The 11,223-nt window shown below is 43.2% G+C and carries 10 protein-coding genes and 1 pseudogene; 10 read left to right on the top strand and 1 reads right to left on the bottom strand.

The features are described 5' to 3' along the window. The 10 genes and pseudogenes from CBI42_RS09345 to tig all read left to right on the top strand — a co-directional run. Positions 1–200: pseudogene (locus CBI42_RS09345) on the top strand (N-acetylmuramoyl-L-alanine amidase family protein); the annotation flags it as partial. 274 nt (positions 201–474) lie between these two features. After that, on the top strand, positions 475–1,353 hold the full coding sequence (gene mvk / locus CBI42_RS09340) for a mevalonate kinase (protein WP_094753852.1): 879 nt from the start codon (positions 475–477) through the stop codon (positions 1,351–1,353). Next, entirely contained in the window at positions 1,335–2,288 is a 954-nt protein-coding gene (mvaD, locus tag CBI42_RS09335) for a diphosphomevalonate decarboxylase (RefSeq protein ID WP_094753851.1), read from the top strand. The genes mvk and mvaD overlap by 19 nt, the downstream gene beginning before the upstream one ends. After that, positions 2,275–3,282, top strand: coding sequence for a phosphomevalonate kinase (locus tag CBI42_RS09330; protein WP_094753850.1), 1,008 nt, complete (start codon positions 2,275–2,277; stop codon positions 3,280–3,282). The genes mvaD and CBI42_RS09330 overlap by 14 nt, the downstream gene beginning before the upstream one ends. Continuing rightward, positions 3,266–4,276 carry a type 2 isopentenyl-diphosphate Delta-isomerase gene (gene fni, locus CBI42_RS09325; protein WP_094753849.1) on the top strand — a complete coding sequence of 337 codons (1,011 nt, stop codon included), beginning with the start codon at positions 3,266–3,268 and terminating at the stop codon, positions 4,274–4,276. Before CBI42_RS09330 ends, fni begins: the two co-directional genes overlap by 17 nt. A 76-nt stretch (positions 4,277–4,352) precedes the next feature. Then, complete coding sequence (liaF, locus tag CBI42_RS09320) at positions 4,353–5,051, top strand: cell wall-active antibiotics response protein LiaF (RefSeq protein ID WP_001224649.1); 699 nt, start codon at positions 4,353–4,355, stop codon at positions 5,049–5,051. Further along, positions 5,048–6,043: a sensor histidine kinase gene (locus CBI42_RS09315; protein WP_094753848.1), complete on the top strand. Its 996-nt coding sequence runs from the start codon at positions 5,048–5,050 to the stop codon at positions 6,041–6,043. Before liaF ends, CBI42_RS09315 begins: the two co-directional genes overlap by 4 nt. Positions 6,044–6,056: 13 nt before the next feature. Continuing rightward, complete coding sequence (locus CBI42_RS09310) at positions 6,057–6,689, top strand: response regulator transcription factor (protein ID WP_064276650.1); 633 nt, start codon at positions 6,057–6,059, stop codon at positions 6,687–6,689. Next, a complete protein-coding gene (locus tag CBI42_RS09305; RefSeq protein ID WP_094753847.1) occupies positions 6,690–7,346 on the top strand; it encodes a DNA alkylation repair protein in 657 nt (218 codons plus the stop codon). Between the two features lie 92 nt (positions 7,347–7,438). Further along, positions 7,439–8,722, top strand: coding sequence for a trigger factor (gene tig / locus CBI42_RS09300; protein ID WP_045612235.1), 1,284 nt, complete (start codon positions 7,439–7,441; stop codon positions 8,720–8,722). Positions 8,723–8,769: 47 nt separating this feature from the next. On the opposite strand, the gene recD2 is transcribed toward tig, so the two are convergent. After that, the gene (gene recD2 / locus CBI42_RS09295) at positions 8,770–11,136 is read right to left on the bottom strand and encodes an SF1B family DNA helicase RecD2 (protein ID WP_094753846.1); all 2,367 of its coding nucleotides are present in this window, start codon (positions 11,134–11,136) and stop codon (positions 8,770–8,772) included. Positions 11,137–11,223 lie beyond the last annotated feature (87 nt).

Raw genomic sequence — 11,223 nt, 5'->3', positions numbered from 1 at the left:
GTTCATCAGGAGCTATGGCAACTGGTTGGGTGAAAGATGGTTCAACTTGGTACTACCTAAATGCAAGTAATGGAGATATGAAGATAGGCTGGTTCCAGGTCAATGGCAAATGGTACTATGCTTACAACTCAGGTGCTTTGGCAGTGAATACGACCGTAGATGGCTATTCTGTCAATTATAATGGCGAATGGGTTCAATAATGAAAGAGGCGATTGTGAAGGAAACAATCGCTTTTTTTGTGAAAATATAATAAAATAGATAGGAGAGAATAAATACTTGTAGGAAAAAATAATACTCTTCGAAAATTAAATTCAAACCACGTCAGCGTTGCCTTACCGTATATATGTGACTGACTTCGTCAGTCTTATCTACAACCTCAAAACAGTGTTTTGAGCAACCTGCGGCTAGTTTCCTAGTTTGCTTTTTGATTTTCATTGAGTATGAGACGGCTTTTTCGTCTAGCAAAAGGAAAAAATGACAAAAAAAGTTGGTGTCGGTCAGGCACATAGTAAGATAATTTTAATAGGGGAGCATGCAGTCGTTTACGGTTATCCTGCTATTTCCTTGCCCCTTTTGGAGGTGGAGGTGACTTGTAAGGTAGTTCCTGCAGCGAGTCCTTGGCGTCTCTATGAGGAGGATACCTTGTCCATGGCAGTTTATGCTTCGCTGGAGTATTTGGATATCAAAGAAGCCTGCATTCGTTGTGAGATTGATTCGGCTATCCCTGAGAAGCGGGGAATGGGTTCGTCAGCTGCTATCAGCATAGCGGCTATTCGTGCGGTTTTTGACTACTATGAGGCAGAACTGCCTCATGATGTATTAGAAATCTTGGTCAATCGGGCTGAGATGATTGCTCATATGAATCCGAGTGGTTTGGATGCCAAGACCTGTCTCAGTGACCAGCCTATTCGCTTTATTAAGAATGTAGGATTTACAGAGCTTGAGATGGATTTATCTGCCTATTTGGTGATTGCTGATACAGGCGTTTATGGCCATACTCGTGAAGCCATCCAAGTGGTTCAAAGCAAGGGGAAGGATGCCCTGCCGTTTTTGCATGCCCTGGGAGAATTGACCCAGCAAGCAGAAGAAGCGATTTCACAAAAAGATGCTGAAGGACTGGGACAAATCCTCAGTCAAGCGCATTTACATCTAAAAGAAATTGGTGTCAGTAGTCCTGAGGCGGATTCTCTAGTTGAAACGGCTCTTAGCCATGGTGCTCTGGGTGCCAAGATGAGTGGTGGTGGGCTTGGAGGCTGTATCATAGCCTTGGCAACCAATTTGACACAAGCACAAGAACTAGCAGAAAGATTAGAAGAGAAAGGAGCTGTTCAGACATGGATAGAGAGCCTGTAACAGTACATTCCTACGCAAATATTGCTATTATCAAATATTGGGGAAAGAAAAAAGAAAAAGAGATGGTGCCTGCTACTAGCAGTATTTCTCTGACTTTGGAGAATATGTATACGGAGACGACTTTATCGCCTTTACCAGCCAATGTAACGGCTGACGAATTTTACATCAATGGTCAGTTACAAAATGAGGCGGAGCATACTAAGATGAGTAAGATTATTGACCGTTACCGTCCAGAAGGTGAGGGTTTTGTCCGTATCGATACTCAAAACAATATGCCTACCGCAGCAGGCTTGTCATCAAGTTCTAGTGGTTTGTCCGCCCTGGTCAAGGCTTGTAATGCTTATTTCAAGCTTGGTTTGACTCGGAGCCAGTTGGCACAGGAGGCTAAGTTTGCCTCAGGATCTTCCTCTCGGAGTTTTTATGGACCATTAGGTGCCTGGGATAAGGATAGCGGAGAGATTTACCCGGTAGAGACAAACTTGAAACTAGCTATGATTATGTTGGTGCTAGAGGATAAGAAAAAACCAATCTCCAGTCGTGACGGGATGAAACTTTGTGTGGAAACCTCGACGACCTTTGATGACTGGGTGCGTCAGTCTGAGAAGGATTATCAGGATATGCTGGTTTACCTCAAGGAAAATGATTTTGCCAAGGTTGGGGAATTAACGGAGGAAAATGCCCTGGCTATGCATGCTACGACCAAAACAGCGTCACCAGCCTTTTCTTATCTGACCAATGCAAGCTATGAAGCCATGGACTTTGTCCATCAGCTTCGCGAGCAAGGAGAATCCTGCTACTTTACTATGGATGCTGGTCCCAATGTCAAAGTTCTTTGTCAGGAGAAAGACTTGGAGCATTTATCTGAAATCTTCAGTCAGCGTTATCGCTTGATTGTGTCAAAAACAAAGGATTTGAGTCAAGATGATTACTGTTAAAACTTGCGGGAAGCTCTATTGGGCAGGTGAGTATGCTATTTTAGAGCCAGGGCAGTTGGCCTTGATAAAGGCCATTCCCATCTATATGAAGGGCGAGATTGCTTTTTCTGATAGTTACCGTATCTACTCAGATATGTTTGATTTCGCAGTGGATTTGACGCCAAATCCTGACTATAGCTTGATTCAAGAAACGGTTGCTTTAGTGGAAGATTTCCTCGTTTATCGTGGGCAGACCTTGCGACCGTTTTCTTTGGAAATCCGTGGAAAAATGGAACGAGAAGGGAAAAAGTTTGGTCTAGGTTCTAGCGGTAGCGTCGTTGTTTTGGTCATCAAGGCTCTGCTGGCTCTGTATAATCTTTCGGTTGATCAGAATCTCTTGTTCAAGCTGGCTAGCGCTGTTTTACTCAAGCGAGGAGACAATGGTTCTATGGGAGACCTTGCCTGTATTGTGGCAGAGGAATTGGTTCTTTACCAGTCATTTGATCGCCAGAGGGTGGCTGCTTGGTTGGAAGAAGAAAATTTGTCGACAGTTTTAGAGCGTGATTGGGGCTTTTCAATTTCACAAGTGAAACCAACTTTAGAATGTGATTTCCTAGTGGGATGGACCAAGGAAGTGGCTGTATCTAGTGATATGGTTCAACAAATCAAGCAAAATATCAATCAGAATTTTTTAAGTTCCTCAAAAGAAACGGTGGTTTCTTTGGTAGAAGCCTTGGAGCAGGGGAAATCAGAAAAAATTATCGAGCAAGTAGAAGTAGCCAGTAAGCTCTTAGAAGGCTTGAGCGCAGATATTTACACGCCTTCGCTTAGACAGTTGAAAGAAGCTAGTCAAGATTTGCAAGCTGTTGCTAAGAGTAGCGGCGCTGGTGGTGGTGATTGTGGTATTGCCTTGAGTTTTGATGAGCGATCAACTGAAACCCTAAGAAACCGTTGGGCCGATCTGGGGATTGAGCTCTTATACCAAGAAAGGATAGGACATGACGACAAATCGTAAGGATGAGCACATCCGCTATGCCCTTGAGCAGAAAAGTTCCTATAATAGCTTTGATGAGGTGGAGTTGATTCATTCTTCCTTGCCTCTTTACGATCTGGATGAAATCGATCTGTCGACAGAGTTTGCTGGTCGAAAGTGGGACTTTCCTTTTTATATCAATGCCATGACGGGTGGGAGTGAAAAAGGTAAAGAAATCAATCAAAAGTTGGCTCAAGTGGCAGAAACCTGTGGAATTTTATTTGTGACGGGTTCTTATAGCGCAGCCCTTAAGGATCCAACAGACGACACTTTTTCTGTCAAGTCTGATCATCCAAATCTCCTTCTTGGAACCAATATTGGATTAGACAAGCCTGTCGAGTTAGGTCTTCAGACTATAGATGAGATGACCCCTCTTCTCCTGCAAGTGCATGTCAATGTCATGCAGGAATTGCTCATGCCTGAGGGAGAAAGGAAGTTCAGAAGCTGGCAATCGCATCTGGCAGACTATAGCAAGCAAATCTCTGTTCCGATTGTCCTCAAGGAAGTGGGCTTTGGAATGGATGCCAAGACCATCGAGAGAGCCTATGAATTGGGCGTTCGAACCTTTGACCTGTCAGGTCGTGGTGGCACCAGTTTTGCCTATATAGAAAACCGTCGCAGTGGCCGACGTGATTACCTTAATCAATGGGGGCAGTCTACCATGCAGGCCCTTCTTAATGCCCAAGACTGGAAAGACAAGGTTGAACTTTTGGTTAGCGGAGGGATTCGAAATCCGCTGGATATGATTAAGTGTCTGGTCTTTGGCGCCAAGGCTGTAGGGCTGTCTCGAACAGTTCTGGAATTGGTTGAAACCTATTCAGTTGAAGAAGTGATTGGCATTGTCCAAGGCTGGAAAGATGATTTACGACTCATCATGTGTGCCCTTAATTGTGCCACCATAGCAGATCTGCAAAAAGTAGACTATCTTATTTATGGAAAAATAAAAGAAGCAAAGGATCAGATGAAAAAGGCGTAACCATCGCCTTTTTTCCATCTTCAGACCGAGGTGACTTTTTTGAAGTGTGATAAAATAGAAGAGAGAGGATGAACCTATGAGAAAATTTAAAATTTTTTTATTTATCGAAGCCTGTCTTTTGACAGGAGCTCTGATTTTGATGGTTTCAGAGCATTTTTCGCGTTTTCTGCTGATTCTATTCCTCTTTTTGCTTTTGATTCGTTATTACACTGGTAAAGAGGGCAATAATCTTCTTTTAGTGGTGGCAACCATTCTCTTCTTTTTCATCGTCATGCTCAATCCTTTTGTGATTCTAGCTATTTTTGTTGCGGTTATCTATAGCCTCTTTCTTCTTTATCCGATGATGAACCAGGAAAAAGAGCAGACCAATTTGGTTTTTGAAGAGGTGGTAACGGTTAAGAAGGAGAAAAATCGTTGGTTTGGGAATCTCCATCATTTTTCAAGTTATCAAACTTGCCAGTTTGATGATATCAATCTCTTTCGTCTCATGGGCAAGGACACCATTCATCTGGAGAGGGTGATTCTAACCAATCATGACAATGTCATTATCCTCAGAAAGATGGTAGGAACGACCAAAATCATCGTACCTGTAGATGTGGAAGTCAGTCTCAGCGTTAACTGTCTCTATGGTGATTTGACTTTTTTCAACCAGCCCAAGCGAGCCCTCCGCAATGAACACTATCATCAAGAAACCAAAGACTATCTCAAGAGTAACAAGAGTGTCAAGATTTTCTTGACCACTATGATTGGCGATGTGGAGGTGGTCAGAGGATGAAAAAACAAGCCTATGTAATGATTGCTCTCACCTCCATCCTGTTTGTTTTATTTCTGTCCCACAGCTTGCTGGACATCCTTGACTTTGACTGGTCTATCTTTCTGCACGATGTCGAAAAAACAGAAAAATTTGTCTTTTTGTTGTTGGTATTCAGCATGTCCATGACCTGTCTCTTGGCCCTGTTTTGGCGAGGTGTTGAAGAGTTTTCTCTCAGAAAAGTGCAGGCTAATCTCAAGCGTTTGTTGGCAGGGCAAGAAGTGGTTCAGGTTGCAGATCCAGATTTGGATGCCAGTTTCAAGTCCTTGTCAGGTAAACTTAATCTTTTGACAGAGGCTCTTCAAAAGGCTGAAAATCACAGTCTTGCTCGGGAAGAGGAAATCATCGAGAAAGAACGGAAGCGAATTGCTCGGGATTTGCATGATACAGTCAGTCAGGAGTTGTTTGCGGCCCACATGATTTTGTCAGGTGTCAGTCAGCAGGCTTTGAAATTGGATAGAGAAAAGATGCAGACCCAGTTGCAGAGTGTCACAGCTATTTTAGAAACTGCCCAGAAGGATTTGCGGGTCTTGCTCCTGCACTTGCGACCAGTTGAACTGGAGCAAAAGAGTCTGGTTGAGGGAATCCAAATCCTCTTAAAAGAGCTTGAGGACAAGAGTGATCTCAGAGTTAGTCTTAAGCAAAATGTAACGAAATTGCCTAAGAAAATCGAGGAGCATATCTTCCGTATCCTGCAAGAGTTGATCAGTAATACCCTTCGCCATGCCCAGGCATCTTGTTTAGATGTCTATCTCTATCAGACGGATTTTGAATTGCAACTGAAGGTAGTGGACAATGGAATTGGTTTCCAGTTGGGGAGTTTAGATGACTTGAGTTATGGACTCCGCAATATCAAGGAGCGGGTTGAAGATATGGCAGGGACAGTTCAGTTACTGACAGCTCCCAAGCAAGGGCTGGCAGTTGATATCCGTATTCCCCTGCTCGATAAGGAATGATAAAGGAGTAAAGATGAAAATTTTACTAGTTGATGACCATGAAATGGTCCGATTGGGCTTGAAAAGCTACTTTGACCTCCAAGATGATGTAGAAGTTGTGGGTGAGGCTACCAACGGATCTCAGGGGATTGACTTGGCATTGGAATTGCGTCCGGATGTCATTGTCATGGATATCGTCATGCCTGAGATGAATGGAATTGACGCGACCTTGGCCATCCTCAAAGAATGGCCTGAAGCCAAGATTTTGATTGTGAGCTCTTATTTGGACAATGAAAAAATCATGCCCGTCTTGAATGCTGGTGCTAGAGGCTATATGCTTAAGACTTCTAGTGCAGACGAACTACTCCATGCCGTCCGTAAGGTGGCTGCTGGCGAGTTGGCAATTGAGCAAGAGGTCAGCAAAAAAGTCGAATACCACCGCAATCACATAGAACTACATGAGGACCTGACTGCGCGTGAGCGAGATGTTCTCCAACTCATCGCCAAGGGCTACGAAAATCAGCGTATCGCAGACGAACTTTTTATCTCTCTCAAGACGGTCAAGACCCATGTGTCCAATATCCTAGCCAAACTTGAGGTCAGCGATCGTACCCAGGCTGCAGTCTATGCCTTTCAGCACCACTTGGTGGGGCATGAGGAGTTTTAGATGAGTCTAACAGATTTACATGAGGAGCTAGAAGCAGCAAAGAATCCTAAAAAATCAGGGGCTATGGAGGCCTATATGCACCATCAATTTTCCTTTCTAGGCGTTGCGGCGCCAGAAAGAAATAAACTCTATAAAAAATACTTTCCAGAAGCGAAAAAAACAAAGATTATCGATTGGGATTTTGTAGATACTTGCTGGAGAAAGGAGCCTAGAGAATACCAATATGTAGCTGCTAATTATTTGAAAGCCATGCAGTCTTATCTAAAGGACAGCGATTTGCCTAAGCTAGAGCAGTTGGTTGTTACCAAGTCTTGGTGGGATACGGTAGATATCCTAGATCGAGTAGTAGGGAGTTTGGTGTATGACAAGCCGGAACTGGAAAAAATAATCCTCCAATGGAGTCTATCAGATAATATCTGGCTGAGACGGATCGCTATTGACCACCAGTTGTTAAGAAAAGAGAAGACCAATGTTCAATTAATGGAAAAGATTCTGCTTCATAATTTGAACCAAGCAGAGTTCTTTATCAATAAAGCCATTGGCTGGGCTCTAAGAGACTACTCCAAAACCAATCCAACTTGGGTAGCAGGCTTCATTGAGAAAAACAAGGAAAGAATGGCTGACCTTAGTATCAAAGAAGCAAGCAAGTACCTCTAGCGTGATTGAAAAGCGCATTCATTACTTGAAAAAAATCGCCCATTTATGTTATAATAGACTGTATTTAAAAAATTTTAAGGAGAAATGACAGAATGTCTGTATCATTTGAAAACAAAGAAACAAACCGTGGTGTCTTGACTTTCACTATCTCTCAAGACCAAATCAAACCAGAATTGGACCGTGTCTTCAACTCAGTGAAGAAATCTCTTAATGTTCCAGGTTTCCGTAAAGGTCACCTTCCACGCCCTATCTTCGACAAAAAATTTGGTGAAGAGTCACTTTACCAAGACGTTATGAACGCTCTTTTGCCAAATGCTTATGAAGCAGCTGTAAAAGAAGCTGGTCTTGAAGTGGTTGCTCAACCAAAAATTGATGTAACTTCAATGGAAAAAGGTCAAGACTGGGTTATCACTGCTGAAGTCGTTACAAAACCTGAAGTAAAATTGGGTGACTACAAAAACCTTGAAGTATCAGTTGATGTAGAAAAAGAAGTAACTGACGCTGACGTTGAAGAGCGTATCGAACGTGAACGCAACAACTTGGCTGAATTGGTTATCAAGGAAGCTGCTGCTGAAAACGGCGACACTGTTGTCATCGACTTCGTTGGTTCTATAGACGGTGTTGAATTTGATGGCGGAAAAGGTGAAAACTTCTCACTTGGGCTTGGTTCAGGTCAATTCATCCCTGGTTTCGAAGACCAATTGGTAGGTCACTCAGCTGGTGAAACTGTTGATGTTATCGTAACATTCCCAGAAGACTACCAGGCAGAAGACCTTGCAGGTAAAGAAGCTAAATTCGTAACAACTATCCACGAAGTAAAAGCTAAAGAAGTTCCAGCTCTTGACGATGAGCTTGCAAAAGACATCGACGAAGAAGTTGAAACACTTGCTGAATTGAAAGAAAAATACCGCAAGGAATTGGCTGCAGCTAAAGAAGAAGCTTACAAAGATGCAGTAGAAGGTGCAGCAATTGATAAAGCTGTAGAAAACGCTGAAATCGTAGAACTTCCAGAAGAAATGATCCACGAAGAAGTTCACCGTTCAGTAAACGAATTCCTTGGAAACTTGCAACGTCAAGGTATCAACCCTGACATGTACTTCCAAATCACTGGAACTACTCAAGAAGACCTTCACAAACAATACGAGGGAGAAGCTGAGTCACGTACTAAGACTAACCTTGTTATCGAAGCAGTTGCCAAAGCTGAAGGATTTGACGCTTCAGAAGAAGAAATCCAAAAAGAAATCGAGCAATTGGCTGCAGACTACAACATGGAAGTTGCACAAGTACAAAGCTTGCTTTCAGCTGATATGTTGAAACACGATATCACAATCAAAAAAGCTGTTGAATTGATCACAAGCACAGCAACAGTTAAATAATCTTAATAAACAAAAATCCCACCTGAATTGGTGGGTTTTCTTATGCACTATTTTCCAAAAATCTCTTTGAGGTCTACGTCTGTAATCCCAATCATGGCGGGGATGCTGTCCCAGTTTTCTTCGGTTAAGATGTAGGATTGTTCAGAGGTACTTGATGTGACTGTTTCAGAGACCGCTTGTTGCTTTTCTTCAACATTCTCCAATAAATCACTGAAGCGTTCAATCAGATAGGTTTTTCGGGCAGTTCCGATATGCTGGGTGGCATAGTCGAAGGCCTGTAATTCGCCTAGTAAGATAAGCTTGCTTTTGGCGCGTGTAATGGCTGTATAGATGAGATTCCGCTCCAGCATACGTCGGCTAGCACTGGTGATAGGTAGGATGACAACAGGGAACTCACTTCCCTGGGATTTATGGATACTCATGGCATAGGCCAAGCGAATCTTGTACCATTCGTTACGTGGGTAAGAGACTTCATTGCCATCAAAATCAATGACAATCTCGTCTTGTTTCGACTCGGTGTATTTACCAGGAATCAGGTCTGTGATAGCTCCTAAATCACCATTGAAGACATTGATTTCAGCATCGTTGACCAAGTGAATGACCTTATCTCCCTTACGATAGTGGCACTGGGGAGCTTCAAAACTGACTTGGTCTTTTTGTGGTGGATTGAGCAGGTCTTGCATGAGCTGATTGATAGCATCAATCCCTGCAGTTCCTCGATACATGGGAGCCAGAACTTGGATATCACGGGCAGGGATACCACTTCTGAGGGCAGCGCCTAAGATCTTTTCAATGGTAGCAGGAATATAGCCACTAGCAATTTCAAAGTAGGAACGGTCTGCTTTTTTCTGGGTGAAATCAGCTGGCAGGATGCCCTGTCTAATCTGACTAGCTAGGGTGACGATGGTTGATTCTTCGCTTTGTCGGTAAATTTTTTCCAAGCGAGTCTGAGGAATCAAAGGAATATGAAGCAGATCCGCTAGAACCTGTCCAGGACTGACAGAAGGCAACTGGTCGCTGTCGCCCACGATGAGGATTTTACTCTTAGAAGAGATGTTGGAGAAGAGTTGATTGGCCAGCCAAGTATCCACCATAGAAAATTCATCCACGATGATAAAGTCAGCATCCAGATAATCTTCCAGATGACTGGTATCATCGTCCCCTGTCATTCCCAAGTGACGGTGTATGGTCGCGCTAGGCAAGGCAGTCAATTCATTCATGCGCCTAGCGGCTCGGCCAGTTGGAGCAGCAAGAAGAATCGGCAGATTACTTTTTTTCCTGAGGTCAAGTCCTTCTAAAAGGGCGTAAACAGCGATGATACCATTGATAACCGTTGTCTTACCAGTACCAGGTCCACCTGTTAGGATAAAGACCTTGTTCTGGATAGCATCACAGATAGCTTGTTTTTGAATGTTATCATACTCAATTCCCAGTTCTTCCTCGACAGTAGTGATATGCTTTTGAATAGTTTCTAAATCCTGGCTCTTCTGTTTTCCTTTTTCAAGGATACGAACCAAGTGACTGCGGATGCCTTCCTCAGCGAAAAAGAGGCTGTTATCAAAGATTTTTGTATCAATCTGCTGAACCTTGTCTTCTTCGATCAGGTAGAAGAGTTCTTGGGCTACTTGGCTAGGATCCAGTTCCACGGGACGGGAAGATTCAAGGAGAGTAAGGGTTTGTTCCAGCAAATCCCGTGCTTCAACATAGGTGTCCCCTGTTCCCATACAGGCCTGAAAAAGACTGTGAACTAGACCGGCACGAAAGCGCTCAGGAGCCTGACTTTCGATGCCGAGTTCTTCCGCTAATTGGTCAGCAATAGTAAAGCCTAAACCCTTGATATCCTCAACCAATTGGTAGGGATAATTTTCAACCACATCAAGAGTTTCTTCCTTGTAAAAGTCTTGAATCTGAAAGGCTAGTTTATTGGGAATGCCGTAGTTGGCTAGTTTGGCCAAAACCATCTCCGTTCCGTAGTTGAGACGGAGAGTGGAGACGAAAGCCTCGCGATTTTTGGCAGAGAGACCTGCGATGCCTTCTAGCTTTTCTGGGTGTTGCAGAATTTCGTCAATGGTATTGTCGCCATAGGTGTCCACGATTTTCTGAGCTGTCTTGAGACCAATTCCCTTGAAATGGCTACTTGAAAAGTACTTGACCAAGCCCTTGCTAGTTGGTTTTGCTCTTTCATAACGGCTGATTTGCAGTTGTTCCCCATACTTGGAGTGCTGGACAATTTGCCCCCAAAAAGTATAATCTTCTCCCTCAATCACATCAGCCATAGTGCCCGTGACAATAATTTCAAAATCATCAAAATCCTCTGCGTCCGTATCGTCGATTTCTAGGAGAAGGATGCGATAAAAATTGCTGGGATTTTCAAAAATAATCCGTTCAATGGTTCCTGAAAAATAAACTTCCATAAAATTCCTTTGTATGAATAGGTGAGAGTTGGGGTTGTTTCTATCCTAGTTAGACTGGGTAGTGAATAATCATCTTCTCACGATAGA

Source organism: Streptococcus sp. KR (assembly GCF_002238115.1).
In the GTDB taxonomy this organism is placed as follows: domain Bacteria; phylum Bacillota; class Bacilli; order Lactobacillales; family Streptococcaceae; genus Streptococcus.
Note: the sequence above shows the minus strand (reverse complement) of the source record. Positions and strands in the feature narration are given on the sequence as shown.

Bases quoted from the DNA above. Each gene is read 5' to 3' on its own strand.
- liaF (WP_001224649.1), top strand. From the start codon at position 4,353: ATGAGAAAATTTAAAATTTTTTTATTTATCGAAGCCTGTCTTTTGACA.
- CBI42_RS09330 (WP_094753850.1), top strand. From the start codon at position 2,275: ATGATTACTGTTAAAACTTGCGGGAAGCTCTATTGGGCAGGTGAGTAT.
- tig (WP_045612235.1), top strand. From the start codon at position 7,439: ATGTCTGTATCATTTGAAAACAAAGAAACAAACCGTGGTGTCTTGACT.
- mvk (WP_094753852.1), top strand. From the start codon at position 475: ATGACAAAAAAAGTTGGTGTCGGTCAGGCACATAGTAAGATAATTTTA.
- fni (WP_094753849.1), top strand. From the start codon at position 3,266: ATGACGACAAATCGTAAGGATGAGCACATCCGCTATGCCCTTGAGCAG.
- CBI42_RS09305 (WP_094753847.1), top strand. From the start codon at position 6,690: ATGAGTCTAACAGATTTACATGAGGAGCTAGAAGCAGCAAAGAATCCT.
- recD2 (WP_094753846.1), bottom strand. From the start codon at position 11,136: ATGGAAGTTTATTTTTCAGGAACCATTGAACGGATTATTTTTGAAAAT.
- CBI42_RS09310 (WP_064276650.1), top strand. From the start codon at position 6,057: ATGAAAATTTTACTAGTTGATGACCATGAAATGGTCCGATTGGGCTTG.
- CBI42_RS09315 (WP_094753848.1), top strand. From the start codon at position 5,048: ATGAAAAAACAAGCCTATGTAATGATTGCTCTCACCTCCATCCTGTTT.
- mvaD (WP_094753851.1), top strand. From the start codon at position 1,335: ATGGATAGAGAGCCTGTAACAGTACATTCCTACGCAAATATTGCTATT.